The organism is Stenotrophomonas aracearum, assembly GCF_031834615.1.
Lineage (GTDB): Bacteria > Pseudomonadota > Gammaproteobacteria > Xanthomonadales > Xanthomonadaceae > Stenotrophomonas > Stenotrophomonas aracearum.
In genome coordinates, this window is the sequence record NZ_CP115543.1 from 1884056 (window position 1) to 1910771 (window position 26716).

Consider the following 26716-nt stretch of genomic DNA (forward strand, 5'->3'; position numbering starts at 1 on the left):
GGCTAAGTCGCGGCATCCATGCCGCTCATTCCCCCACAAACCCATACCGACCCACCCCTGAAACCGTACGGGTGACGGTGGGGAGAGCGGGTTCGTCGCCCGGTGCAATTCCGGCGGTAGGGTCGGTTCCCAAACGACCGCCGATAACGATGATCGGCTCTTTAACGCATGGACCCTGATCGAAACGCGGCTTTACGCGTACGCGTCGACCAATCCTCTCTGCCGCATCAACTGCGCAGGGGAGACGATGGTTTCCGTGACTGCCATCTCGCTGTCGCTGACGCCTTGTCCATTCTGCCCACCACCGGCCTTTCCATCCTGCGCGGTGTGCTGCTGCCCGACATCGGCATTGCCCAACTGGAATCCCTGTTCGTTCAACATTTCGCGAAGGCGCGGAATGCTGGATTCGAGGGCGTGCCTCACATCCGCATGTGCGCTGCTGAAGGTGGCGTGGACCTTGTCGCCGTCCATCTGCAGGCGGACTTCGATCAGGCCGAGGTCGTGGGGGGTGACTTTGATGGTGGCGTGGCCGATCTTCTGGTCGGCGAGCCAGCCGATGCGGGCGCTGAGGGCGTCGTCGAAGTCGTCGCCGCCTACGTGCGGGGTTGCGGTGGGCTCGGCCGCGAAGGGGGCGTTGGTGGCGTTGGCCTTGAGTTCGGCGGCGGCGTGCAGGGCGTGGAGGAGTGGGGTGGTGGTGGGGGCGTCGGCGTCGCTGGAGGTGGCAGAGGCGATGGCGTCGGCCAATTCGTCGGGTAGCGGGGTGTCTTCGCTGGCGCTGGCGTCGAGCGGCAGGGCGATCGGGCCGGCTGCATTGTCTGCTGGGGCGGCGGTGGCTGCGGTCAGTGCGGGGGCGGCGGTGAGGGGCGCGGCGCTGGGCAGGCCGGCCAGCACGGGGTCGGTCTTGGCGGCGCTGTCGGCGTTGGCGGCGGGGGCGGCCTGGACGGTGACGGCTTCCGGGCCGGCCAGCGCGAGGCCGGCGAGGCCCAGCGGGGGCCAGGGGGCGGTGTCGGTGTCGTCGGTGGGTTCGGGGGTGGCGGGCGTTTCGCTGGCTGCCGAACTGGTCACGGGGTCGGTGCTGTCGCCGGGCGCGGTGCTGCCGGGACGGCGCGAGGCGTCGTCCGTGGCATTCGTGGCGGTGTCCTGGCCGGGCTGCTTTGCAGTGCCCTCGGGCTTTGCCTGCTTGCTGTCGGCCTTGGCGGTGGTCGGTTTGCGGGCGGGTTCGGCGTTGAGCAGGGCGTCAAAGTCCCGGCGGTCGCTGCCGTTGGCGGTGTTGCGCGGGGCGCTGCCGGTGGTGGCAGTGCTGCCGGTGGCGCTGGCGCTGCTGCCGAGGAAGGTGGGGGTCATCACGCGGTCTCCCCGGAGTCGGTGTCTTCGGCGCGGGCGGCGCGGCTGCGGCGGGCGCCGATGTCGTCCATTTCGCGCTGGTCGCGGCGGTCGACCAGGACTTTTTCCTGGGCGCGGTAGCTGGCGGCGAGCTGTTCGAGCACGGCCTTGTCGCGGCTGGCGAGGATCAGGCGGGCGCGTTCGGCTTCGACCTTTTCGCGGTTGTTGTCGACGGTCTGGCGCTGCTGGGCGACGGCGGTGTCGAGGCGGTCGAGGAAAGCGCGGCGGTTGAGCAGCTGGGCCGGGCTGGTGGCGGCCATCTGGGCGTTGGCGTACTCCTCGGCATAGCGACGCAGTTCGTCCAGGCGCGAGAGGTGGGTGTCGAGCACGCGCTGGCGCTCGGCGAGGTCGCGGGCGACTTCGTCTTCGTGGTCCTGGGCCCGCTTGAGCAGGGGATCGATGCGCTTGGATTGCATGGCTTAGCCCTCAGGTTCCACCAGGCGCTTGAGCGCGGCCTGGCTGTGCGGCAGGTCGGCGGCCTTGCCGACGTCTTGGCCGAGGAAATCGACGATGTCCGACCAGCGTTCCAGCGCTTCGTCGGTGGCCGGATCGTTGCCGCGCTGGTACGCGCCGATGGCGATCAGGTCGCGGTTGCTGGAGTAGGCCGAGACCAGGCGCTTGAGCTTGCGGATGCGCAGGCGCCACGGTTCGTCGGCGATTTCGGTGACCACGCGGCTGACCGAGGATTCGACGTCGATGGCCGGGTACAGGCCGCTGTCGGCAACCCGGCGCGAGAGCAGGATGTGGCCGTCGAGGATGGCGCGCGCGGCGTCGGCGATGGGGTCCTGCGGGTCGTCGCCTTCGGTCAGCACGGTGTAGAAGGCGGTGATCGAACCGCGTCCCTTGGCGCCGTTGCCGGCGCGTTCGACCAGCGCCGGCAGCTTGGCGAATACCGACGGCGGGTAGCCGCGGGTGGTGGGCGGTTCGCCGACCGACAGGCCGATCTCGCGCTGGGCCTGGGCGAAGCGGGTCAGCGAGTCCATCAGCAGGAGCACGTTCAGGCCCTGGTCGCGGAACCATTCGGCGATGGCGGTGGCGCGGTAGGCGCCGTGCAGGCGGGCCAGCGGCGGGCGGTCGGCGGGGCTGGCCACGACCACGGCGCGGCGCAGGCCTTCTTCGCCCAGGGTGCTTTCGACGAAGTCGCGCACTTCGCGGCCACGTTCGCCGATCAGGCCGACCACGATCACGTCGGCGGCGGTATAGCGGGTCATCATGCCGAGCAGGGTCGATTTACCGACACCCGAGCCTGCGAACAGGCCGACACGCTGGCCGCGGCCGATCGGCAGCAGGGCGTTGATGGCACGCACGCCGACGTCCAGCGGCTGGGTGATCGGTTCGCGGGCGAGCGGGTTGATGGCCACGCCGGCCATGCCGACGGTGCCCTCGGCGCGGATCGGGCCCTTGCCGTCCAGCGGTACGCCGTCGCTGTCGATGACGCGGCCGAGCAGGCCTTCGCCCACTTCCACGCCGCCACGGCCCAGCGAGGGCACCACGCGCGCGTTGGGCAGCAGGCCGTGCAGTTCGGCGCTGGGCATCAGGTAGGTGCGTTCGCCGGCGAAGCCGACCACTTCAGCGTCGACCCAGCCGCCGTCGGCGACTTCGACCTTGCAGCTGGCGCCCATCGGCGATTCGCAGCCGACCGCTTCCAGGGTCAGGCCGACCGCGCGGCGCAGCACGCCTTCGCGGATCAGGCCGCGACCATGCGCGCCGTCGGGCTGGATGGTGTCCAGGCGCGCGGCCAGGCGCAGGTTGCGCGCGGCCGCCCAGTCGGCGGCGGGGGCGGGGAGCGGTTCGGTGTTCATGCGCTGGCTCCGGATTTGCGCAGCACCGCGTCCAGCGCGCCACGCAGGCGCGCTTCCAAGGTGCCGTCGATGCGCACGGCTTCGGCGTGCACGCGCAGGTCACCGCGGCTCAGGCTCAGGTCCGGGCTCAGCCGCTGGTTGGGCGAGAGAGTCAGCAGCGGGGTCAGGGCGGCGATGTCGTCGGGGTGCAGGCGCACTTCCACCTCGCGGTTGGCACCACCCACGGCGTCGACCGCTTCACCGACCAGCTGCGCGAGCAACGACGGATCAGCCTCGTAGGCGCGGCCGACCAAGGTGCCGGCGATGCGCACCGCCAGTTCGCCGAGCGCGGCCACCACTTCGTTCTCCAGCCGCACCAGCGGCCGGCTGAAGTTGTCCAGGATGCCTTCGATCTGCGCGATCAGGCGGCGCACTTCGGCCTGGCCCTGGGCGTGGCCGTCGGCATGGCCCTGGTCGAAGCCGTCCTTCTGCGCGGCGTCCTGGATCGCCTGGATTTCCTCCAGGGTCGGCAGCTGCAGGAACGGCTCGGGGTCGTGTTCGAGCTCGATGGCCTGGTCGTCGAACGCTTCTTCCTGCAAGGCGGCCGGATCGGCCAGCAGGTCCGGGGCGAGCCAGCGTACGGCGTTGTTCACAGCATGGCCTCCGCGTTGCCGCCCAGGGTGACGGTGCCTTCATCGGCCATGCGCTTGACGATGGCCAGGATCTCGCGCTGCGCCGCTTCCACGTCGGACAGGCGTACCGGACCGCGCGCTTCCATGTCTTCGAGCAGGATCTCGGCCGCGCGCTGGGACATGTTGCGGGTGATCTTGTCGCGCACCTTGATGTCGGCACCGCGCAGGGCCAGGCCCAGGCGTTCGCCGCTGACTTCGCGCAGCACCAGCTGCAGTTCGCGGTCTTCCAGGTCGATCAGGTCGTCGAACACGAACATCTTTTCCTGGATGCGCGCGCTGAGCGGGGCGTCGATGCGGGAGATCTCGCCGAGGATCGCCTGGTCCTGGCCGCTGTCCATGAAGTTCAGGATGTTGGCCGCGCACTGCACGCCGCCGATGTTGGACGACTTCAGGTTCTGGTTGCCAGCAAACTGGCGCTCCATGATTTCGTTCAGTTCGTTCAGCGCGTTCGGCGGAATGCCGTCCAGGGTGGCGATGCGCAGCAGCACGTCGACCCGGGTGCGTTCGGGCAGCAGCTTGAGCGCGTCGGCGGCCTGGTCGGTTTCCAGGTGGGCCATGACGATGGCGATGATCTGCGGGTGTTCGTTGCGGACCAGGTCGGCCACCGCACGCGGGTCCATCCACTTCAGCGCGTCCAGCCCGGTGGTGTTGCGGCCGAGCAGGATGCGGTCGATCAGGTTGCCGGCCTTCTCGCTGCCCAGGGCCTGCACCAGCATGTTGCGGATGTAGTCGTCCGAGCCGACGCCCAGCGAGGTCTTGGAGCCCAGTTCGGTATTGAACTGGTCCATCACCCGCTCGACCTGCTCGCGGGTGATGTCGCTCATGGTGGCCATGGCGATGCCGATCTTCTGCACTTCCTTCGGTTCCATGTGGCGCAGCACGTCGGCCGCTTCCACTTCGCCGAGCGAGAGCAGCAGCACGGCGGCGCGCTGCACGCCGCTGAGCGGGGCCGGGACGGTGGTATCAGTCATTGGCCACCCACCCCTTCACAACCTGGGCCACGCGCTTGGAATCGGTCTTTACAGCTTCACGCGCCATGCGCAGTCGTTCCTCGTAGGAGTCCACCGGCAGGGCCAGCGGCTCCTGTCCGGAGAGATGTACCCGGTCGGCGCCCAGCGCCGGCAGGCCTTCGCCGTCGTCCACCAGCTGCACGTCGGCGCTGTGCGGTTCCAGGCTGCCCTCGTGGGCCAGCTTCTTCGGGGTGCCGGTGATCGAGCGCAGCGCCGGGCGCAGCACGCCGAACACCAGCGCCAGCACCACGATGGCGCCGAGCAGCAGGCGCAGGCCGTCCTGCACGTACGGCAGTTCCCACCAGTTCGGGGCTTCGACCGGCGTGGTTTCGCGCACGAACGGGGCGTTCATCACCGACACGGTGTCGCCACGTTCGGCGTTGAAGCCCACCGCCTGCTTGACCAGCGCTTCCACGCGGGTGAGTTCGGCGGCCGAGAGAGGCTGTTCGGTGGTCTTGCCGTTGGCGCCGGGGCGCGGCACGTTGTCCAGCAGCACCGCGACGGAGACGCGCTTGATGCGGCCGGCCGGCTGGCGGGTGTGCTGCAGGGTGCGGTCCAGCTCGTAGTTGCGGGTGGCGTTGCGCGCGGTTTCGGTCGGCGTGGCCGCGGTCGCTGGGGCGGCAGCCGGGCCGGGCGGGGTGTTGCTGGCCGCACCCGGTACGCCCTGCGGGCCCGGGGTGCTGGTGCTGTTTTCGCTGGTCTGCTCGCTGCGCAGCTTCTGCGGCTCGCCGTTGTACAGCTCACGCGCTTCTTCGGTGACCGAGAAGTCCATGTCCACGCTGACTTCCGGGTTGACCCGGCCCGGGCCGGTCATCGGCTCGAGCAGTTCGCGGATGCGCTGGTTGAACGAGGTTTCCTGGCGGCGCACCTGGTCGAACTGGGCGGCATTGACCGCCGCTTCGCTGTTCGGGTCGGACACGCTGAGCATGCGCCCGCTCTGGTCAACCACGGTGACGCGCTCGGCGGTCAGGTCGGGAATGCTGGCCGCGACCATGTGCACGATGGCGTCGATCTGGCCGCGCTCCAGCTGCTGGCCACCGCGCAGTTCCAGCACCACCGAGGCGCTGGCCACGTCGCGCTGGCGGGTGAAGGCGCTGGGCTTGGGAATGGCCAGGTGCACGCGCGAGTCGCGCACCGGACGCAGAGTGTTGATGGTGCGCGACAGCTCGGTTTCCAGCGAGTGCTGGTAGCGGGCGTTTTCCATGAACTGGCTGACGCCGAAGCCGGGGTCCCGCTCCATCAGCTCGAAGCCCAGGCGGCCGCTGTCGGTCAGGCCGGAGCCGGCCAGTTTCAGGCGCGCGTCGTGCAGGTTCTTTTCCGGCACGGTGATGCCGCCGGTGGCGGCGTCCAGTTCGAACGGAATCTGCGCGGCGCGCAGCAGGTCGGTCGCTTCGGCGGTGGCCTTCTGGTCCAGGCCGGTGTACAGCGGCACCATGCCGGGCTTCTGCGACCAGAAGAACACGAACAGGCCTGCCGCAACGGCCACGGCGATCATGGCCATCAGGCCAAGCCGACGGGTGATCTGCAGGCTTTGCAGCCGGTCGAACCACTGGCCCGCCTTTTCGGCGTTCAGGGATTCCTTGGTGAGCGACAGGGCCATGCGGTTCTATCCTTACAGCGGCATGTTCATCACGTCCTGGTAAGCCTGGACGAGACGGTTGCGGACTTCCACGGTGGCGCGGAAGGCGATCTGGGACTGCTGGGAGGCGACCATGACCTTGGCCAGGTCGGCGCCGGGTTCGCCCAGTTCGAAGGCGCGGGCGAGGGCGCCGGACTTCTGCTGGGCTTCGTTGACGCCGGCAATGGCGCCGCGCAGGGTGTCGGTGAAGCTCGCGCCCTGCACGTCCTGCGGGGCAGCCAGGCCCTGCAGCGCATTGGTCTGCGGAGTCTCCAGCGGGCCGACCGGCTGGGTGACCTGGGTCTGGTAGCTGCGGATCTGGGAGAGAATCGAGGTGACGGAGTGTGACATCTGGAACGTTCCGGCTGATTTGGGGGATCTCGGGTGATGACGTTGCAAGCCCCGTGCCGAAACGGCTGAGCGGTTCAGTGATGTGGTGATGTCCGTGCGTGAAGGCCGGCGGTGCAAGGGGGGCGCGGAGAAATGTGACGTAGTTCCGCTGCGACGGGACGACGCACGCTCGCGACGGAACGTCGGCGTCGGGAAACCGGCGCGTTGGCCGGCGGCAGATGTGAAGACGCCCGGAGGATCCGGGCGTCTGTATGGATGGGTGGTAAAGCGCGGTTACCAGGTCACACCAGCACCGACCGCAACCGAGCTTTCGTCACCGCTGCGCGACGCACCTACCGACGCAGTGAAGTGCTCGGTGAAGCGGCGACGGAAACTGGCGGCAAAGGCATTCTCGCCTTCGGACCAGCCCACGCCTGCACCCAGGAAGTTACTGCCGACCTCCGGCACGCCAAGGCTCTGCGTCATCGCCGCGGCCATCGCGCCTTGGCGGCTGATCCGGCGGTCCATCACCCGCAACGCGTCGTCCATGCCATTCAGGCGCTCATCGATCCCGGCGAACCGGTCTTCGGCTTGTGCCTTGAACTGGGCGAGTGCATCGTTGGCACCGGCGGCCAGGCTGCTGAGCTGGTTGACCTGCTGGTCGGTGTACTGGTTCGCGGCCACCAACGTGTCACCGGCCACCGTGTCGGTGTAGGTGTTGGCTTCGGCGAGCGTCGCGTCGGCCTGCTCGTCGGTGTAGGTGTTGGCCGCGGCGAGGGTGTCGGCAGCCGATTGCTTCAGCTGGCTGACGTTGACCCCGTCGGTGTCTGCGGTACCGGCGGCGAGGTTGACGATGCGGCGTTCGGAGCCTGCGACGCCGAGCGAGACGGTGTTGGCTTCGGTAGCGACTGCGCCGGCGCCGAGGGCGATGGAACTTACGCCCGAGGCCTTTGCACCTTGGCCGAATGCCAGAGCATTCAGTGCTGTGGCGTCAGTACCTACGCCGATCGCAAGGGTGCCTTCCTCGGTAGCGTTGCTGTTGACGCCGATTGCCTGACTGTCGCGGCCAACTGCCTTGACGTTATATCCGATTGCGGTCGAAGCGAACCCGGTTGCGCCGGAATTGCGTCCTACGGCGGTGCCGAACTGGTCGCCAGCGGCTGCACCGTTACCGACAGCCGTGGCGTTGGCGCCGCCGGCGCTGGCTGCATCGCCGCAGGCAAAGGCGCCAGCGCCGGTAGCGGTAGGTGCCGCGCCGCCGGTCTGGGTACAGACCGTCTGGGCGAGAACGGGAGTGCTCAGCGACAGGAACACGCACAGCGTGGCCCCAACAAAGGCGAGCGAACGGGCGAGGGAGGCGCGCGAAACACCACGCAATGCAATGCGATACCAGGAACGATCCATGGCAGAGATCCTCGGGTGGCAGCGCACCTGGCCGGTCATGCACCGGTTTGGCGTTCTGCGTGAATCCCCCGATTCCCCGTAGCCGGAGCGTGTTTTTGAAGCCCCGTCACACGGCTGTGGGCGACGCTATGCCCGGAGCCGTCATGGCGAGGTGAAGGTAGAGCCACGCCCTGCGTGGCTGCTCTTCGTTCCGGCGGCGTAAGGGCGTTTGGATCCCGGAATGGGGCCGGCATCGCGAGGACACGCGTGGCGTGTCGCTACGCGTGTGATCCCCATCCGTTTCCGTTAGCCGGCCAGCTCCGCCTGGTCGCGTTCGATTCCGTACTTGCGCAATTTTTCCACCAGCGTGGTGCGCCGCAGGCCGAGCAGCTGCGCGGCGTGCGCGACCACGCCCTGCGTGCGCTCCAGCGCTTCGTTGATCAGCGTCAATTCGATGCTGGCCATGTGGTTGCGCAGGTCCAGGCCTGCGTCGGGCAGGGCGGGGGCGCGTTCTGCCGGGTTTGCCGCTGCGGCTGCGGTGCCCGTCGTCGGGGTGTGGAACGAGAAACTACGCAGGTCCAGGCGCTCGTCGCCGTTGGCTTCCGGCGCAGCAACCGCCACCGGTGCGGCCACTGCGAAATCGCCGCGGTACTTGGCCGGCAGGTCCTGCACGCGCACGCTGCCGCCCGGATGCAGCACCGCCAGGCGCTCCACCAGGTTGGTCAGCTCGCGCACGTTGCCCGGCCATTCGTAACAGGCAAGCGCCTGCAGCGCTTCCGGGCTGAAACGCACTTCGCCACGACCGGTGCGGGCCAGTTGGCCTGCAATGGTGGTGACCAGCGCGGGCAGATCTTCGCTGCGCTCGCGCAGGGCCGGCACTTCGATCGGGAACACGTTGAGGCGGTAGAACAGATCCTCGCGGAACTTGCCGTCGGCAATGCGCGATTCCAGGTCGCGATGTGTTGCGGCGATCACGCGCACGTTGCAGCGGATGGTCTGGTTGCCGCCGACGCGCTCGAAGCTGCGCTCCTGCAGGACGCGCAGCAGTTTGACCTGCATCGGCAGGCTCATGTCGCCGATTTCATCGAGCAGCAGGGTGCCGCCTTCGGCCATTTCGAAACGGCCCTTGCGCGCACTCAGCGCACCGGTGAAGGCGCCCTTTTCATGACCGAACAGCTCGCTTTCCAGCAGGTCGGCCGGAATCGCACCGCAGTTGATCGCGACGAACGGACCGTCGCGGCGCGGCGAGCGCTGGTGGATCGAGCGCGACACCACTTCCTTGCCGGTGCCCGATTCGCCCAGCACCAGCACGGTGGTGTCGAACGCGGCGACCTGCTCGATCATCTGGCGCAGCGCGCTTACCGCCGCACCGTCGCCGGTCGGGCCCTGTTCCTCCACGGCACCGGCCTGGTGTTCGGCGTCCAGCCGCTTCAGGCTGGCGCGGCGCAGCAGCGCTTCCATCTGCGCATGGCGCAGCGGCGCTTCCAGCGGCCACACGTTGGCTTCATGCAGGCCATGGCGCTGCGCGAAGGCGCTGGCGTCGCCGTCGATCAGCATCACCGGCGGCGGCAGGGCGCCCTGGCCGGCCCAGGCAAACAGCGCTTCGCTGCGCTCGCCCGGTTCCAGCCCGCCGATGATCACCGCCATCCAGTCGGTGGCGCGGTGGCGGCGGTGGTCGAAGTCGGCCGGGTCGGCGACCCAGCGCGGATTGAAGTCCATGAATTCCAGCAGGCTGACGGTGCGCTCGGCGCGCACGGCGTCGTTGTCCAGCACCAGGATGCGCGACTCGCTCATGGCGTGGCCTCCGGCTTCAATCCTTCCAGAATCGGCATGACCTCCTGGATGTAGGACAACTTGCTGACGAAGTTGTTGGCACCGGCCCGCAGCGCGTGCTCGCGGTGTTCGGTGTCATCGAAGTGGCTGGCGATCACGATGTACGGCGCGTCGTCCTGGCTCTTGATCAGCCGGGTGGCCTGCAGCCCGCCCATTTCCGGCATGGCCAGGTCCATCAGCACCACCTGCGGGCGCAGCGCTTCGGAACGCTCGATGGCTTCCAGGCCGTTGCCGGCACTGCCGACCACGTGCAGCCACTCGACCTTGCGGAAGTGGCGCATGGCCGCGTTGATGAAACCTTCGTGGTCGTCCACCAGCAGTACGGTGAGCTTGTTCATGGTTGTACTTCCTCAGCCCACCCGGGCCAGTAGCGGGGTGCGGGCACTGTGCCGGCGGCGTTCACGGGCCGGCGCGATGTCCAGTTGTTCGCGGTATTTTGCAACGGTTCGACGGGCAATATTCACCCCCTGGCGTGACAGAAGTCCCGCAATGGCTTCGTCGGCCAGCGGTTTGCCGGCCGGTTCGGCGTCGATCAGGCGGCGGACCATGGCCTTCACGGCCTGGCCGGAGACACTGGCACCTTCCAGCCGTACCGCGAAGAAATGCTTCAGTTCGAGGGTGCCGCGCGGGGTCTGCAGGTACTTGCCGGTGGTGATGCGCGAGACGGTGGACTCGTGCATGCCGATGGCGTCGGCCACTTCCTTCAGGGTCAGCGGCGCCATGGCCTCTTCGCCGCGGGTCAGGAAGCCGGCCTGGCGTTCGATGATGACCCGGGTGGTGCGCAGCAGGGTGTCGTAGCGCATCGACAGGCCGCGGGTCAGCCAGCGGGCTTCCTGCAGCATGTCGCGCAGCGGCTGGGCGCTGTCGCCGGCATCGGCCAGGGCGTTCTCGTAGGTGGGGTTGATGCTGAGGCGGCGGCTGGTGGCCGGGTTCAGGGCCACGCGCCATTGGCCGTCGGCGTGCCAGGCGACCACGTCGGGGATGACCGCGCCGGTGCTGTCCGGCAGCAGGCTGTCGCCCGGGCGCGGCTGCAGCGACAGGATCAGGCGGACCGCCTCGTGGATGTCGGCCACTTCGGCATCGAGCTGGCGGGCGAGGGCGGGGTAGTCGTGCGCGGCCAGCGCCTCCAGGCCGTTGTCCAGCACGCGCTGGGCCAGGTGGCGGGCCGGTACGCGGCCGTGCAGGGCGCGCAGCTGCACCGACAGGCATTCGTGCAGGTCCTGCGCGGCCAGCCCGGCCGGGTCGCCGTGCAGGATCTGCTGGCGCACCGCTTCCACCCCGGCGGCGTCGACATCGCAATGGGCGCTGGCCAGCAGGGTCAGCTGGGCCAGCGGGGCGTCCAGGTAGCCGGCGTCGTCGCAGTGCTCCAGCCAGAACCGGGCCACCGCCAGTTCGCGGGCATCCAGTTCGAGCGACAGGCGCTGCAGGGCGCGCAGCTGCGGGTCACTGGACTCGTCGGCGGCAATGCGCTGCAGGCGATCATCGTCGCCGTCGTGCCAGCTGGCACCTGCCACGTCCCACATCGCCGGTTCGGGCAGTTCGTCGAAGGCCGCCACTTCCACCGTGGTGCCGGCTTCGCTGGTGGTCGCCGTTTCCTGCGCCGGGGCTTCTTCCAGCTCCAGCAGCGGATTGGTTTCCAGGGCGCGGCGGATCTCCAGCTCCAGCTGCATGCCGTCCAGCTGCAGCAGTCGGATCGACTGCAGCAGTTGCGGCGTGAGGTGGAGCTGCTGACCCAGCTGGGTCGACATGGTCGGCTTCATTGCTGTGTATCCCCGTCGCACCGTGTCCCCGGTGCGTTATGGAACACATCTTGCTTCTGATCCCTTGCGGGGAAAATCAGGGGGTTCCTGATCGAGGTCGTCAGGTTCCCGACACCCTGTAGGGAGATTCCCTACCGTATTCCAGTTCTTTGACGCTGGTTGCCGCGAAAACCCTTGTCGTTACGTGGCTGGGCGGCGTGGCTGCGATTCAAAATTCCGACGACGACGGGTGGGGAGCCTGTCCGGTGTCGGGGAACCGACGCCGTTTATTCCAGCTCGTGCTGGTGGCGGGCGGCCAGCAGCAGCAGATCGTTGGCGCGGCGGCAGCCCAGCGACTCCATCATGCGCGCGCGGTGGGTCTCCACGGTCTTGACGCTGATGCCCAGGTCCGCGGCGATTTCCTTGTTGCTCTCGCCCTTGCCGATCTGGCGCAGGATCTCGCGCTGGCGAGGCGACAATGCGGCCACGCCGACCGGTTTTTCCTTGCCGAGCATGGGCGCCAGCATCTTGGCCGAGATCTGCGGGCTCAGGAACACCTGGCCGGCATGCGCGGCGCGCAGTGCCAGTTCCAGTTCCTGCGGCGCAGCGTCCTTGACCACGAAGCCGACCGCGCCGCGGTCCAGTGCGTCGCGCACATGCACGGCGTCGTCGTGCATGGTCATCATCACTACGCGGGTGCCGGGCGCGCGGACCAGGATGTCGCTCAGCGCTTCCAGCCCGGTGCGGCCGGGCAGGGAGAGGTCCATCAGGATCACGTCGGGCGAATGCAGCAGCGCCATCTGCAGGGCCTGCTCGGCGTTGCTGGCCTCGGCGGCCACGTCCACGTCGGCAAAGCCCTGGAGCAGGCGACTGAGGCCGGCGCGGACCAGGGTGTGATCGTCGACGATGAGAACGCGCACGGGCAGGGAGGGTGTGAAGGTCAAGAAGTTCTTCACATTAACCGACCCAGCGGCGGGAGCCAAGCGGTAGCGCCGGCTGCTGGCCGGCCCAGGCGGTCCCAACCCACCCGGTCGCGCCGGCTCCTCGCATGACCAAGGACCGCCTGGGCCGGCCAACGGCCGGCGCTACCGGGAGGTCGAGCGGCCAACGGTTGGCTTCAGCGGCTGCGCCGGCTTTCCGCGACCTGGCGGCGGTGCAGCCTGAACAGGTGGCGTTCGAGGGCCATTTCCAGCGTTTCGCTCATGGGCTGGACGCGCAGCCACAGGAAGCAGGAGCCGGCGCCGCTGGCGGCTTCGGCCAGGATGGAAACCGGCAGGTCGATGTGGTCGGGCAGCCAGTCGCAGGGCTGCAGGCGGATCACGCCCAGACTGCCGGTCGGCGCGCCGGTACGGGTGCCCAGCTCCAGCCGGATGCCGCGGCGCGACCAGCGCAGCGGGCGCAGGTCCAGTTCCTGTGTGCTCTGCCGGACCAGCCGGCCGAGCAGCACCATGGTCAGGTCCAGCTTGGCTTCCAGCCGCTGCAGCTGGGCGCTGTCGCCACGCTCGTCATGGCCGTCGTCGACGCGCGCGTCTTCGACCAGGGCCACGCTGCGCAGCAGGGTTTCGGCGCTGCCCGGGCGGATCACCGCGCTGCCCAGCCGGAACTCGGCGGGCAGGGCCAGGTCGCAGCTCAGCGTTTCATCGAACAGCTCGCTTTCGGCCGGATGATGGATGTCGCTGGGGCGCTGGTCGCTCATGACAGGGCTTCGGCGGTGAGGTAGGCGCGTGCCACGCGGCCGGCGGCGACGTTCTGGCGCAGGTGGCGCGCGGCTTCGTCGCGCTGGCTGGCCATCGTCCGCAGCAGTTGCTGCTGGCGGCTTTCCAGCGCGGTCAGCCCGGCCACGTCGGCCAGCGCGCCCGGCTGTGCCAGCCAGGCCTGCTGGTGGCGGTCCAGGTCATCCAGGCAGACCCCGGCGGCGGCGTAGTCGTCGACGCGCAGCGCTGCTTCCACCGCATCGAGGTCGGCATTGAGGCAGGCCAGCGACAGCGCGCCGTCCATCACAGCGCGACCGCGGCCGGCTGGCGCTGGTCGTGCGGAATCGCGTTCCAGGCCGAATCGATCTCGCCCAGCAGCTCCAGCGACTCGCGCAGGGCTTCGGGGTCGTTGTGCAGGTTGGCTTCGGTCAGGCGCTGCATGACGTAATCGTACAGGGCGGACAGATTGCCGGCGATTTCACCCCCGGCTTCATGGTCCAGCGAGCCGTTGAGGTGGCCCACGATCGCGCAGACCTCGCCGATCGCCTTGCCCTTGCGCGCCTGGTCGCCGCCTTCCAGGCAGGCCTGGGCCAGGCGCACGCGTTCCAGCGCGCCGGACAACAGCAGCGCGACCAGCTTGTGCGGGTCGGCATCGGTGATCGAGCTCTGCACGCCGACCTTGCGGTACTGCTCGGTGAATTGACGGTTGGAACCGTACATGGATCATGTCTCCTGCAACGTTGGTACCGATATCGGCCGCGCGCGCGCCCAACTTGAGCGTCCGGGCTCAACCCGACAGCTGGCTCAGCTGCTGGCTCAGCGCGGAGCTGCTCTGGCTGAGCTTGCCCATCAGGGCGTCCAGCGCCAGGAACTGCTTCTTGTAGCGTTCTTCGACGCCGGCCATGCGGGTGTCCAGCGCCGCGCGGCGCTTGTCGATGTCGGTCAGCGTGGCATTGATGCTCTTGGTGCGGGAAACGAACGCGCCTTCCTTGCCGACCGTGGTGCTGGTGTAGCCGTCGACCATGTTGAACAGCTTGGTGGCCGCACCGTCGTCGCCCGTGAAGGCCTGGCGCACCGCGCCGGCTTGGTTGACCAGGGCCGCTTCGAACTTGGTGTTGTCCAGCACCAGGCTGCCGTCCGCATTCGGGTAGGCGCGGGTCTGCAGGCCCAGGGTCTTGGGGTCCAGGCCATTGGCGGCCAGGTCCTTGAGCACGCCGCTCATCATCGAGCGCAGCTGGCTGGCGGCACCGCGCATCTGCGCGTCGCCGGTCAGCGAGGACGGCTCCTTGTTTTCGATGTCGTACTTGGTCGCCGTGTTGATCGCCGCGAGCGCGCCGTTGTAGGCGGTCACGAAGTCCTGCATGACCTTGCGCGCGGCAGCCACGTCGCTGCTGATGGTGACGTTGCTCTCGCCGACCTTCTTCAGGTTCAGGGTCAGGCCCGGGACCACGTCGGTGACGGTGTTCTCGCTGGCGACCACGGCCACGCCGTCGATGGTCAGCTTGGCGTCGGCCGCGGGGGTGCGCTCGGACATGCTGGCGGCCAGCGCGGTCAGGTCGGCGTTGCCGCTGCCGGCGCGGAGCTTGATCGCGTTGGCGGTGCCGGACTTCTCCTGCGACAGCGACAGGTACTGGTCGTCACCGGAGGCGATCAGGGTGGTCTGCACGCCCAGGCTGCGGGCGGCCTTGTCGATCTTGGTCCGGATCGAGGACAGGGTGTCGTCGGCCTCGACCTGGATGTCGAGCGACTTCATCTTGTCGCCCACGCCGACGTCCAGCGTCAGGGTTCCGGCGCCGAAGGTCTTGGTCTTGGGGATGGCGGTGTCGGCGATCCACTTGTTGGCGGTCGCCAGCTGCTCGACCTTGACCACGTGGGTGCCGGTGGCGGCATCGTTGGTGCCGCTGGCCGTCAGGATCTCGTCGGTGCCGCTCTTGGTCACGTTGAACAGGCGTGCGTCGAAGGCGGTGGATGCCTTGAGCGCCTTCAGCGAGGTGCTGAGCACGTCGAACGCGGACTTGACCGTGCCCACGGCCGAGAGCTGCATCTTGGCCTTGGACTGCTGCAGGTTCAGTGCGTTGTCCGCAGGCTTGCGGTCGGCCGCGACCAGGCTGGCCACCATGCCGGAAATGTCCAGCCCCGAACCGATGCCGCCGTAACCAAAGTCAGCCACGCTGTTTCTCCTGTCTGTCAACGAATGTAGCGGCCGTAGCCGCAAGGTCTTTAGACCCGTGTCGATGCAGGAGTTGTGCCACGGGCAGGGCGCGGAGGAATGGCACGCGCTTTGCAGGGGTAATCAGGCGGGACGCAGCATGGTCCGGCCGGGGGTCTGTAAAAAACCCTCCCCCAATGCAGGGGAGGGCTCAGGCTACTGAAAAATACGGGGGGAGACGAAGCCACCCGGGGAGTTCAGTCAAACTTACAGCGCTGATAACAGTTCGGCCGCAGGGGCGGGCCATTGCCACGGATGCCATGGACATGGCCCGGTCCTGCAATGGGTTCGCTGCTGCTCGGGGTTGCCCGCGCCGCCGGCGGTATGCCGGCGGCGTAGGCGCGTGGCTCAGCGCAGCAGGCTGAGCACGTTCTGCGGCACCTGGTTGGCCTGGGCCAGCATGGCCGTACCGGCCTGCTGCAGGATCTGGGTGCGGGTCAGCTCTGCGGTTTCCTTGGCGAAATCCGTGTCCTTGATGCGGCTGCGCGACGCGGACAGGTTTTCGGTGGAGGTCTGCAAGTTGGCGACGACCGAGGTGAAGCGGTTCTGCACGGCGCCCAGGTCGGCACGGGTGCTGTTGATCGAACCCAGCGCCTTGTCGACGATCTCCAGCGCCTGCTGGGCGCCAGCAACGGTGTCGATCTTCAGATCGGACAGGTGCGAAGCGGTGGTGTTGGCGGTTACGTCGGTGGTGGTCACGCCAGCCACCGAAGCGCCCGCGCCAGCCACGGCCAGGTCGGCCAGCTTGGCGTCGGCCTTGACCGAGGTCAGGGTGATTTCGCCATCGATCGCCTTGCCGGTGGCATCCACCGCCTGCGTTGCCAGCAGGCCGGTTTCACCCAGCTTGCTGCTGATCGCCGCGGTGATCGCCTTGACGGCGTTGGCCTGGTTGGCGGCATCGGCGCCGGCCACGTAGTCGAACTTCACGTCGCCCAGTGCCACGCCACCGACGGTCATCGCACCGATGGTGCCGCTGGCGAGGTCTGCACCGTCCACTTCAATCTTGCCGGCGGTGGCGAAGGTCGCAGCGCCCAGCGAGTCGGCCTTGGCATTGACCACCTTGTCGATGGCGATGGCCTGGCCGGCGTTGGCACCGACCTGGAACAGCTGGCTGGAGAACGAACCGTCCAGCAGCTTGGTGCCGTTGAAGTCCGACTGCTTGGCGACGCGGTCGATTTCGCTGACCAGCTGGGTCACTTCGGCCTGCAGCGCCTTGCGGTCGCTGGCGGAGTTGGTGGCGTTGGAGGCCTGCACCGCCAGTTCACGGACGCGCTGCAGGTTGTTGCCGATTTCGCTCAGCGAACCTTCGGCGACCTGGGCCAGCGAGATGCCGTCGTTGGCATTGCGGATGGCCACGTCGGTGCCGCGGATCTGGGTGCCGAAGCGCTCGGAGATCGCCAGGCCGGCGGCGTCGTCCTTGGCGCTGTTGATGCGCGAACCCGAGGACAGGCGCTGGATGGTGGTGGCCAGGGAGCTGCCGCTGGTGCTCAGGTTGCGCTGAGCGTTGAGCGACATGGTGTTGGTGTTGATCACTTGTGCCATGGGGATTCCTTGGTTGAAGCCTGAAACGTGGAGCGAGTGAAGCGGCGCCGGTTTCCCGGCGCCTTCGGATCAGGCGTGATCAGCGCAGCAGGCTGAGCACGTTCTGCGGCACCTGGTTGGCCTGGGCCAGCATGGCCGTACCGGCCTGCTGCAGGATCTGGGTGCGGGTCAGCTCTGCGGTTTCCTTGGCGAAATCCGTGTCCTTGATGCGGCTGCGCGAGGCGGACAGGTTTTCGGTGGAGGTCTGCAGGTTGGCGACGACCGAGGTGAAGCGGTTCTGCACGGCGCCCAGGTCGGCGCGGGTGCTGTTGATCGAACCCAGCGCCTTGTCGACGATCTCCAGCGCCTGCTGGGCGCCCTTGACGCTGTCGATGTTCACATCGCTCAGCATCTTGCCGGCCGGCGCAGTGGCGGTGGCGGTCGGTGCGGCCGAGTTGAAGCCGGTGATGCCTGCGCTGGTGCCGGCGGTGACGGTCATCGCGGTGAAGGCACCGGCCGAGTTGACGCTTTCCTTGACCGAGGTCAGGTTGATCTTGCCGGCGGTGGCATCGACTTCGGCAAACACGCCGGTTTCGCCGATCTTGGCGTTGATCGCGGTGGTCACCGCGGCGACCAGGGCCTTCTGGTCATCGGCGGCAACGCCGGTCGAGACGACTTCGACCTTGTCGATGGTGACCGCCGCAGCCAGGCTGCCGCCGCCGATCTTGACGCCATCGAAGGAGATCGTGGTGCCCTTGTTGGCAGCGGTCACGGTACCGGCAGCGATGGTGATCGAGTTGGCGTCGAAGGTGGCGTTGCCCAGCGCGTTGGCCTTGGCGTTGACCACCTTGTCGATGGCGATGGCCTGGCCGGCATTCGCACCGACCTGGAACAGCTGGCTGGAGAACGAACCGTCCAGCAGCTTGGTGCCGTTGAAGTCCGACTGCTTGGCGACGCGGTCGATTTCGCTGACCAGCTGGGTCACTTCGGCCTGCAGCGCCTTGCGGTCGCTGGCCGAGTTGGTGGCGTTGGAGGCCTGCACCGCCAGTTCACGGACGCGCTGCAGGTTGTTGCCGATTTCGCTCAGCGAACCTTCGGCGACCTGGGCCAGCGAGATGCCGTCGTTGGCATTGCGGATGGCGACGTCGGTGCCGCGGATCTGGGTGCCGAAGCGCTCCGAGATCGCCAGGCCGGCGGCGTCGTCCTTGGCGCTGTTGATGCGCGAACCCGAGGACAGGCGCTGGATGGTGGTGGCCAGGGAGCTGCCGCTGGTGCTCAGGTTGCGCTGGGCATTCAACGACATCGTGTTGGTATTGATGACTTGTGCCATGGGAATTCCTTCAGGCGTGGGTGGAACGCGGAGATTCGGGATCGGCGCCGGTCAGGCCGGCGCCGAGGGTGCCAGGGCGATCAGCGCAGCAGGCTGAGCACGTTCTGCGGCACCTGGTTGGCCTGGGCCAGCATGGCCGTACCGGCCTGCTGCAGGATCTGGGTGCGGGTCAGCTCTGCGGTTTCCTTGGCGAAATCCGTGTCCTTGATGCGGCTGCGCGACGCGGACAGGTTTTCGGTGGAGGTCTGCAGGTTGGCGACGACCGAGGTGAAGCGGTTCTGCACGGCGCCCAGGTCGGCACGGGTGCTGTTGATCGAACCCAGCGCCTTGTCGACCACTTCCAACGCCTGCTGCGCACCGAGCACCGAGCTGACGTCCAGCTTCTGCGCGTTGCTGGCGGTGGCGGTACCGGCGGTGTAGGCGCTGGTGGCGGCGGCGGTGGACCAGTCGCTGGTGGCGCTCTGGTAGTTGCTGCGGGTCAGGGCGATGTCGGCGGCGACCACGGCCTTGCCTTCCTTCACCGAGGACAGCTTCAGGGTGCCGTCGGTGTTGGCCTCGGCATAGATGCCGGCTTCACCGATCTTGCCGTTGATCGCGGTGGCGATCGCCTTGGCGGCATCACCGACGCTGGCGCCGCTCTTCACTTCCACGGTGCCGATGTCGACGCCGGCCACGGTGCCGCCGAAACGCACGTCGGTGGCAACGGCTGCGACGGCAGCGGTGGCGCCGGTGGCGAAGGTGCTGGTGCCCAGCGAACCGGCGCGGGCGTCGACCACCTTGTCGATGGCGATGGCCTGGCCGGCGTTGGCACCGACCTGGAACAGCTGGCTGGAGAACGAACCGTCCAGCAGCTTGGTGCCGTTGAAGTCCGACTGCTTGGCGACGCGGTCGATTTCGCTGACCAGCTGGGTCACTTCGGCCTGCAGCGCCTTGCGGTCGCTGGCGGAGTTGGTGGCGTTGGAGGCCTGCACCGCCAGTTCACGGACGCGCTGCAGGTTGTTGCCGATTTCGCTCAGCGAACCTTCGGCGACCTGGGCCAGCGAGATGCCGTCGTTGGCATTGCGGATGGCCACGTCGGTGCCGCGGATCTGGGTGCCGAAGCGCTCGGAGATCGCCAGGCCGGCCGCGTCGTCCTTGGCGCTGTTGATGCGCGAACCCGACGACAGGCGCTGGATGGTGGTGGCCAGGGAGCTGCCGCTGGTGCTCAGGTTGCGCTGAGCATTCAACGACATCGTGTTGGTATTGATGACTTGTGCCATGAGGAGAGGTCCTTGAGCGGTTGCACGTGTATGGGTTCAGACGCTCATGACGTGCTTCAGGAGCGGCTACTGTCAGCGCTGCAGCAGGCTGAGCACGTTCTGGGGCACCTGGTTGGCCTGGGCCAGCATGGCCGTACCGGCCTGCTGCAGGATCTGGGTGCGGGTCAGTTCTGCGGTTTCCTTGGCGAAGTCGGTATCGCGGATGCGGCTGCGCGAGGCCGACAGGTTCTCCGTGGAGGTCTGCAGGTTGGCGACGACGGAGGTGAAGCGGTTCTGGATCGCGCCGAGGTCGGCGCGCACGCTGTTGACCGATTCCAGTGCCTTGTCGACCACTTCCAGCGCCTTCTGCGCACCGACGTAGGACGACACGTCCAGGTCCTTGACCACGGCGCCGGTGGCGGTGGCAGCGACCGAGCTGGGGGCTGCGGCGGTGGAGTCGGCCAGGCTCAGCTGGGCGGCGCCGGTGATGACCAGGTCGCGGTCGGCTTCCACCGGGGTCAGCTTCAGGCGATAGGTGTCCGGGGTGCCGGCGGTGGTGACCACTTCGGCGAACACGCCGGTTTCGCCGATCTGGTTGTTGATCTGCGCGGCGGCCGAGGCGGCGAATTCCGTGGTGGTGGTGCCGCTGATGGTGCCGATGGTGACGCCGTTGATGGTGACGCCGGTCAGGTCGGTGAGGGTGGCCACGTCGGCGGTGCTGCTCACGGCCGGGGCGAACTTGGCGTTGCCCAGCGAGCTGGCCTTGGCGTCGACCACGTTGTTGATGGCGATGGCCTGGCCGGCGTTGGCGCCCACCTGGAACAGCTGGCTGGTGAAGCTGCCGTCCAGCAGCTTGGTGCCGTTGAAGTCGGACTGCTTGGCGACGCGGTCGATTTCGCTGACCAGCTGGGTGACTTCGGCCTGCAGGGCCTTGCGGTCGCTGGCCGAGTTGGTCGCGTTGGAGGCCTGCACGGCCAGTTCGCGGACGCGCTGCAGGTTGTTGCCGATCTCGCTCAGCGCGCCTTCGGCGACCTGGGCCAGCGAGATGCCGTCGTTGGCATTGCGGATCGCGACGTCGGTGCCGCGGATCTGGGTGCCGAAGCGCTCGGAGATGGCCAGGCCGGCGGCGTCGTCCTTCGCGCTGTTGATGCGCAGGCCGGACGAGAGGCGCTGGATGGTGGTCGCGAGCGAGCTGCCGCTGGTGCTCAGGTTGCGCTGAGCGTTGAGCGACATCGTATTGGTGTTGATTACCTGTGCCATGGGTCGTCTCCCTTATTGGAATCCCGGTGCGGAAATGGAACGAAGCGCCGCCGTTTGTTTTTGTTTGGCTGTGTGCTTCGTTGTTGCCAAATGAATAACGGCGCTTTGTCAACAACCTTTAGCCGGAAATTTCGTTGGGGTTTCAGGAGGGGCCACGGGGCCAATCTGAACGGGCAGGGCGCAGGAACGAAAAAGGCCGCGATGCTCGGAGCATCGCGGCCTTGGGGCCTTCTGGAAGCGGTGTGGCGGGTCAGCGTATGACGTTGAACAGCGACATCTGCTGCATCTGCGAGAACAGCGTCTGTGCCGCCTGCAGCGCGGTGCTTTCCAGCTGGTACTGGCTGATGGCGTCGGCATAGTCCAGGTCGCGCATCTGCGACAGGGTGCCCTTGAGCGTGACCGTGTTGGATTCACGCATGTCCGCGGCGTTGTCCAGCGCCTTGAGCTGGGCACCGCCGGCAGCGCGCGAGTCGATCATCCGTTCGGAGGCCCGGGCCACGTCGCGCAGGCCGCTCTGCAGCAGGTTCTGCTGCGCGGCCGACTTGGCCGCCGTGCCGGTGTCCATCTTCAGCGAGCCGATCAGGCTGTCGAGGGTACTGAAGATGTCGCGGCTGGTCGCGGCGCTGACCTCGAAGCGGTCACCGGCGGCGGGGACGCCATCGATATGCAGGCGCACGCCGTTGAGCACCAGGTCGTCGCCGGCCTTCATGCTGCCGGTGGAGACCACCGCACCGCCCGCATCGAGCAGTTCGTACTGGTCGGCGGCGGTGAAGCGCACGCTGAAGGCCTGGCCGTTCCAGTTGTCGCTGCCATCGCGGGTGACGTTGGTGAGCACACCGGTGCCGGTATTGGCCGTGTTGGCGGCGCCGTCGACGTGGCCGTCACCGGTGGCGATGCGCAGGAAGATCTCGCTGCCGGGCAGGGCGTCGAGCACGTAGGTGTCCGGACCCACTTCGACCTGGCGCTGGTTCTGGTCGCCGTTGTAGACCACCTTGCCGTCGACCTGGCTGAAGGGCGGGCTGTCGTCGGCGGTCCCACCGAACAGATAGCGGCCGGTGCCGTCGGTACTGTTGGCCAGGGCCAGCAGGTTGCCGCGGATCGCCTCGATTTCGGTGACCATCGACTGCTTGTCCGACGCGGCCAGCGCCGGATTGTTGGCGTACACGGTGAGTTCGGTGATGCGCCCCATCATGTCGCCAACCTGGGCCAGCGCGTTTTCCTGCAGGCCGAGCCGGTTCTGCACGTTGCCGGCGTTGAGCTCCATGCGCTCCAGCGAAGCCAGGGTGCGGTCCAGCCCGACCGCAGCGCCGGAGGCGACCGGGTCGTCCTTGGCGGTCACCAGGCGGCGACCGGTGGCGATCTGCTGTTCCAGGTGGCTCATCCTGGCCTGCTTGGCCATCATCAGCGAGACCGACTGGTTGAACATCATCCCGGTGGAAATGCGGTTGTTCATCGGCTCACGGCTCCGAGGATGGTCTGGAACATGTTGTCGGCGGTGGAGATCAGCTGCGACGCGGCCTGGTAGGCCTGCTGCAGGCGGAGCATGTCCGCCGCTTCCTCGTCCAGGTTGACCCCGGACACCGCGTCCCGCGACGCCTGCGCCTGGTCGGTGATGACCTGCTGCGCCTGCAGCGAGTAGTCGGCCGCGCGCGCGGCGGCGCCGACCTGGGTGGTCAGCCCGCCCAATGCACCGCTCAGGGTGACCGTGCCGGCATTGAAGGCTTTGGCCTGTTCAACCTTGGACAGCAACAGGGCGTTGCTGTTGTCCGAGGACCCGGCCGGGGTCGGCCCCATGTTGAAGGTGTCGCCGGACTTCGGCGCACCGTCCAGCACGAAGCTCCAGCCGTTGGCGCTGATGGTCTGGCCGGGGGTGTAGGTGAACGGACCGGCGCCGTCCACGGTGTACTCGGTGCCGCTGGTGAACACGATGGCGGCCGGGGTGCGCAGCGCCGGGTTGGTCGGGTCGGTGACCTTGACCCCGGTGAGCTTGCCGGTGCCGCTGTTGGACAGGGCGGCGCTGCCCTTGACGGGTGCGGCTGCGGCGATGCGCGAGGTATCGGTGATCGCGACCGACAGCGTGCCGGCCACGCCGGCGGTGGGCTGCAGCAGCATGCGGTCGTTGGTGGCCGGGGTACCGCTCATGACCAGTTCCACGCCATTGATCACCAGCGGGTCGGCGGCGCTGCCGGTGCCGGTCATCGGAATGGCGGCGCCGGTGTCGGCGCGGGTCGCCTGCCACTGGGTGCCGTCGAACTTCAGCACCACGTTCTGGCCGTCCAGTTTGGACAGGTCGCCGAACGTGGCAGTCATGCTGGCGGTGCCGGCATTGTTGGCGTTGCCGGTGACGCGCGGGCTGCCGATGTTGAAGAAGTCGCCGCCCAGATTGCCGTACAGGTCCGCGCCCTGGCGGTGCACGTCGTTGAAGCTGCTGGCCAGGCCGATGGCGAGCTTGCCCAGTTCGGCCTGGGTGGGCGTCAATACCGTGTCGCGGAATTCGAGCAGGCCGCCGATCTGGCCGCCCAAAATTTTCGGCTCCAGGGTGATCTTCTGGCCCTGGGTTTCCAGCGCCAGCTGCAGCCGCTCGGGCTGGTAGGGGTCGGTGACCGTGGTGACCTTGCTGGCGGTGGTGCCCACCACCAGCGGCTGGCCACCGGCGGTGTAGACGTTCATGAAACCGCCGTCCTGGATCACCGCCGTGCCACCGGTGTAGCCGATCAGGTTGGCGACCAGCGCATCGCGCCGGTCCAACAGGTCGGGCGCGGCGTTGTTGGCGTTGCTGCCGATCGCGCCATTGAGCTGGGCGATCTCGGCGGCGAGCCGGTTCACTTCGGTGGCGCCGGCGATCAGGCCGTTGTTGACCTCGCCGTTGAGCGTGTCGAGCTGGCCGTTGAGCTGCTGGAAGCGGCTGGCCAGGGTCTTGCCGCCGTCGAGCATGTTCTGCCGGTCCGAGGTGCCGGAGGCATTGGAGGACAAGCCGCTGACCGTATCGAAGAAGTTCGACCACACGCCCGACACATTGGTGGCCGTGTCGGAAAACATCGCGTCGACGCGGTCGGCCATGCTGGACAGCTGCTTCAGCCGCGCGAGCTCGCCGCTGCCATCGAGCAGGCGCGAGATCGCCAGCTGGTCGGCGACGCGGCGCACGTCGGTGATCCGGGTGCCATTGCCGATATCGCCATAGCCCAGGTTCTGCGGGGTGGCGGTGGCGAAGTCGACTTTCTGCCGGCTGTAGCCGGGCGTATTGATGTTGGCGACGTTATGGCTGGTGGTGGCCAGTGCACGCTGGAAGGCGAGCAGGGCGCTGGAGCCGGTGGAAAGTACGGACATGGGTTACCTCAACGACGGATTGCCCCCAGCCCGGCAGGGCTGGCGGTACTGGCAAACGTGCGGCCCAGGCGCTGGCCGGCGTCGTCCACGGCGGCGATGGCGCGCTCGATGGTCGGGCCGCCGGCGATCGCGGCGATCTTGGCCGCGTAACGCGGGTCGGTGGCATACCCGGCCCGCTGCAGGCCCTGCGCGAAGCCGCGCACGTCGCTGCCGGCCTGCAGGGCGTTCTGGTAACGCGGGCTGTTCTTGAGCAGCTTCACGTAGTCGGCAAAGCTGTCGCCAACCGAGCCGTAGGCGCGGAAGCTGGCGGTTTCGTTACGGCGCACGCCGTCCACATATTCGTGGGTGCCGCTGGTGGCGCGCTCGCCGCTCCAGCCGGTGGACTTGATCCCGAACAGGTTGTGCGAGCTGCCGCCGCCATTGCGCTGCACCAGCTTGCGGCCCCAGCCGGTTTCCAGCGCGGCCTGGGCGACCAGCGCCTTGGCGTCCACGCCGAGTTCGCGTGCGGCCTGCTGCGCGTGGCCCCAGATGCTGGCCACGAAGCCTTCCGGGGTGTGCGGGCCGAGCTGCGCGGCGGCGGTGCTGGCGGCGAGGGTGTCGACCGCACCGGGCGCGGCGGCGGCGCCGCCTACGTTGCTCCAGCGGTCGTCGGCCATCGCCCAGTCGGCGCTGGCGACATCCTGCGAAGGCATCGCGCCGTACGCATCGCTGCGGCCGATGGCTTCGTGCATCTGGCTGCTTTCGCGCCCGGCGATCAGGTCCAGCGCGCGCTCCATCGGCTGCAGCACGGCAGCCGGCGCACCGCCGCTCATCTTCTGCAGCAGGTCCACTTCGCTGGTGCCGCCGGGAAGCGGCTCGGCGCCCGGCAGCGCCATCGGCGCGGCCGCCGGCGCGTTGAGGCGGTAGGCGCGCAGCGCGGCGCCGGGATCCAGGCGGGTATCGGTCGGCTTGGCCGCTTCACCTTCGCCGCCGCCGAGCTGGCGCGCGATCATCGCCGACAGGCCCAGGCCACGGCCACGGGTCATCGCCTCGGCGATCTTCTGGTCGTACATGTCGCGGAACGTGGTGTTCTCGCCGGGCAGCAGCGAGTCGCCGAAGCTGGCGTCGCGCATGCTCTTGACCAGCATCTGCGCGAACTGGCCCTCCAGCTGGCGCGCGACCTTGTCGACCTTGGCCGGGCTGTTGGCCTGGGCGGGGTTGAGTTCCAGCGACGGTTGGATGCGCATCAGATCACCTCGAGCTCGGCACTGAGCGCGCCGGCCTGCTTGAGCGCCTCCAGGATCGCGATCAGGTCGCCCGGGGCCGCGCCAACGGCGTTGACCGCATGCACGATCTCGTCGAGCGTGCTGCCGCCGTTGAACTTGAACATGCGGCTGCCATCATTGGTGGCGGTGATGGTCGACTGCGGGGTGACCACGGTCTGGCCGCCGGCAAACGCATTGGGCTGGCTGACGTTGGCGTTTTCGTTGATGGTCACGGTGAGCGAGCCGTGCGAGATCGCCGCAGCGCCCACGTGAACCTGGGAGCCGATCACGACCGTGCCGGTACGCGAGTTGACCACCACCTTGGCCGGCGCACTGCCGGGGGTGAGTTCAAGATTCTCGATGCGCGCGAGCATGCCGATGCGTGCACCCGGGTCGGTGGGCGAGCGGACCGCCACGGTCACGCCGTCCACCGCACGCGCGGCGCCTTCGCCGAACGCGTTGTTCAGCGCGGCGACCATGCGCGAGACGGTGGTGAAGTCGTTCTGGTGCAGGTTCAGGGTGATGTCGCCGCCGGCGCTGAACACGTCGGGCAGGGCGCGCTCGACGGTGGCGCCGTTGGGAATGCGGCCGACGCTGGGCACGTTGACCGAGACGCGCGAACCGTCCTTGCCCTGCGCGCCGAATCCGCCGACCACCAGGTTGCCCTGCGCGATGGCGTACACCTGGCCGTCGGCACCGCGCAGCGGCGCCATCAGCAGCGAACCACCGCGCAGCGACACCGCGTTGCCGATCGACGACACGGTGATGTCGATCGGCTGGCCCGGCTTGGCAAACGGCGGCAGTTCCGCATGGATCGCCACCGCGGCCACATTCTTCAATTGCGGATTGACGTTGGCCGGCACGTTCACGCCCAGCTCGCCCAGCAGGTTCTTCAGGCTCTGCACGGTAAACGGCGCCTGGCTGGTGCGGTCACCGCTGCCATCCAGGCCGACCACCAGCCCGTAGCCGACCAGCGCATTGCCACGCACCCCGCCGACCTGGGCAAGATCCTTGATGCGCTCTGCCGACGCAGGCGCAGCCACTGCCAGCAAGCCGATGATGGCAAACACGTAGAGCGGGGCTCTGCCCCGCTGCGCACGAATGATCGAAACAATATTCTTCAT

At 68.1% G+C, this 26716-nt stretch carries 24 protein-coding genes; all 24 read right to left on the minus strand.

Annotated features, from left to right (window positions below):
* Window positions 1–192: 192 nt before the first annotated feature.
* Entirely contained in the window at window positions 193–1344 is a 1152-nt protein-coding gene (locus PDM28_RS08690; protein ID WP_311184673.1) for a flagellar hook-length control protein FliK, read from the minus strand.
* Entirely contained in the window at window positions 1344–1799 is a 456-nt protein-coding gene (gene fliJ, locus PDM28_RS08695) for a flagellar export protein FliJ (protein WP_070207910.1), read from the minus strand. The genes PDM28_RS08690 and fliJ overlap by 1 nt, the downstream gene beginning before the upstream one ends.
* Before the next feature lie 3 nt (window positions 1800–1802).
* Window positions 1803–3185, minus strand: coding sequence for a FliI/YscN family ATPase (locus PDM28_RS08700; RefSeq protein WP_311184478.1), 1383 nt, complete (start codon window positions 3183–3185; stop codon window positions 1803–1805).
* Complete coding sequence (locus tag PDM28_RS08705; RefSeq protein WP_311184479.1) at window positions 3182–3817, minus strand: FliH/SctL family protein; 636 nt, start codon at window positions 3815–3817, stop codon at window positions 3182–3184. Before PDM28_RS08705 ends, PDM28_RS08700 begins: the two co-directional genes overlap by 4 nt.
* A complete protein-coding gene (gene fliG / locus PDM28_RS08710) occupies window positions 3814–4827 on the minus strand; it encodes a flagellar motor switch protein FliG (protein ID WP_102945487.1) in 1014 nt (337 codons plus the stop codon). Before fliG ends, PDM28_RS08705 begins: the two co-directional genes overlap by 4 nt.
* Window positions 4820–6466 (minus strand): flagellar basal-body MS-ring/collar protein FliF, encoded by a 1647-nt coding sequence (fliF, locus tag PDM28_RS08715; RefSeq protein ID WP_311184480.1) that lies wholly within the window; start codon window positions 6464–6466, stop codon window positions 4820–4822. Before fliF ends, fliG begins: the two co-directional genes overlap by 8 nt.
* Window positions 6467–6478: 12 nt before the next feature.
* Window positions 6479–6835: a flagellar hook-basal body complex protein FliE gene (fliE, locus tag PDM28_RS08720; protein ID WP_102945485.1), complete on the minus strand. Its 357-nt coding sequence runs from the start codon at window positions 6833–6835 to the stop codon at window positions 6479–6481.
* Window positions 6836–7108: 273 nt separating this feature from the next.
* Complete coding sequence (locus PDM28_RS08725) at window positions 7109–8218, minus strand: YadA-like family protein (RefSeq protein ID WP_311184481.1); 1110 nt, start codon at window positions 8216–8218, stop codon at window positions 7109–7111.
* A gap of 285 nt (window positions 8219–8503) precedes the next feature.
* Window positions 8504–9991 carry a sigma-54 dependent transcriptional regulator gene (locus tag PDM28_RS08730; protein ID WP_311184482.1) on the minus strand — a complete coding sequence of 496 codons (1488 nt, stop codon included), beginning with the start codon at window positions 9989–9991 and terminating at the stop codon, window positions 8504–8506.
* On the minus strand, window positions 9988–10368 hold the full coding sequence (locus PDM28_RS08735; protein ID WP_102945482.1) for a response regulator: 381 nt from the start codon (window positions 10366–10368) through the stop codon (window positions 9988–9990). Before PDM28_RS08735 ends, PDM28_RS08730 begins: the two co-directional genes overlap by 4 nt.
* A 12-nt stretch (window positions 10369–10380) precedes the next feature.
* Window positions 10381–11790: an RNA polymerase factor sigma-54 gene (gene rpoN / locus PDM28_RS08740; protein ID WP_311184483.1), complete on the minus strand. Its 1410-nt coding sequence runs from the start codon at window positions 11788–11790 to the stop codon at window positions 10381–10383.
* Between the two features lie 266 nt (window positions 11791–12056).
* Window positions 12057–12689 carry a response regulator gene (locus PDM28_RS08745; protein ID WP_102945480.1) on the minus strand — a complete coding sequence of 211 codons (633 nt, stop codon included), beginning with the start codon at window positions 12687–12689 and terminating at the stop codon, window positions 12057–12059.
* Between the two features lie 197 nt (window positions 12690–12886).
* Window positions 12887–13465, minus strand: a complete 579-nt coding sequence (locus PDM28_RS08750; RefSeq protein ID WP_311184484.1) for a PilZ domain-containing protein — start codon at window positions 13463–13465, stop codon at window positions 12887–12889.
* Complete coding sequence (locus PDM28_RS08755) at window positions 13462–13767, minus strand: hypothetical protein (protein ID WP_311184485.1); 306 nt, start codon at window positions 13765–13767, stop codon at window positions 13462–13464. The genes PDM28_RS08750 and PDM28_RS08755 overlap by 4 nt, the downstream gene beginning before the upstream one ends.
* Window positions 13767–14183, minus strand: coding sequence for a flagellar export chaperone FliS (gene fliS, locus PDM28_RS08760; RefSeq protein WP_070209330.1), 417 nt, complete (start codon window positions 14181–14183; stop codon window positions 13767–13769). Before fliS ends, PDM28_RS08755 begins: the two co-directional genes overlap by 1 nt.
* Window positions 14184–14250: 67 nt before the next feature.
* The gene (gene fliD / locus PDM28_RS08765; protein ID WP_311184486.1) at window positions 14251–15633 is read right to left on the minus strand and encodes a flagellar filament capping protein FliD; all 1383 of its coding nucleotides are present in this window, start codon (window positions 15631–15633) and stop codon (window positions 14251–14253) included.
* A 387-nt stretch (window positions 15634–16020) separates the two neighbouring features.
* Complete coding sequence (locus tag PDM28_RS08770) at window positions 16021–17214, minus strand: flagellin (RefSeq protein ID WP_311184487.1); 1194 nt, start codon at window positions 17212–17214, stop codon at window positions 16021–16023.
* Window positions 17215–17293: 79 nt separating this feature from the next.
* A complete protein-coding gene (locus tag PDM28_RS08775) occupies window positions 17294–18523 on the minus strand; it encodes a flagellin (protein ID WP_311184488.1) in 1230 nt (409 codons plus the stop codon).
* A gap of 80 nt (window positions 18524–18603) precedes the next feature.
* Complete coding sequence (locus PDM28_RS08780) at window positions 18604–19782, minus strand: flagellin (protein ID WP_311184489.1); 1179 nt, start codon at window positions 19780–19782, stop codon at window positions 18604–18606.
* A gap of 72 nt (window positions 19783–19854) precedes the next feature.
* Window positions 19855–21021: a flagellin gene (locus tag PDM28_RS08785; protein ID WP_311184490.1), complete on the minus strand. Its 1167-nt coding sequence runs from the start codon at window positions 21019–21021 to the stop codon at window positions 19855–19857.
* A gap of 250 nt (window positions 21022–21271) precedes the next feature.
* Window positions 21272–22474, minus strand: coding sequence for a flagellar hook-associated protein FlgL (gene flgL, locus PDM28_RS08790; RefSeq protein ID WP_311184491.1), 1203 nt, complete (start codon window positions 22472–22474; stop codon window positions 21272–21274).
* Complete coding sequence (flgK, locus tag PDM28_RS08795; RefSeq protein ID WP_311184492.1) at window positions 22471–24348, minus strand: flagellar hook-associated protein FlgK; 1878 nt, start codon at window positions 24346–24348, stop codon at window positions 22471–22473. Before flgK ends, flgL begins: the two co-directional genes overlap by 4 nt.
* A gap of 8 nt (window positions 24349–24356) precedes the next feature.
* Window positions 24357–25574, minus strand: a complete 1218-nt coding sequence (flgJ, locus tag PDM28_RS08800) for a flagellar assembly peptidoglycan hydrolase FlgJ (protein ID WP_311184493.1) — start codon at window positions 25572–25574, stop codon at window positions 24357–24359.
* Window positions 25574–26716, minus strand: a complete 1143-nt coding sequence (locus PDM28_RS08805; RefSeq protein WP_311184494.1) for a flagellar basal body P-ring protein FlgI — start codon at window positions 26714–26716, stop codon at window positions 25574–25576. The genes flgJ and PDM28_RS08805 overlap by 1 nt, the downstream gene beginning before the upstream one ends.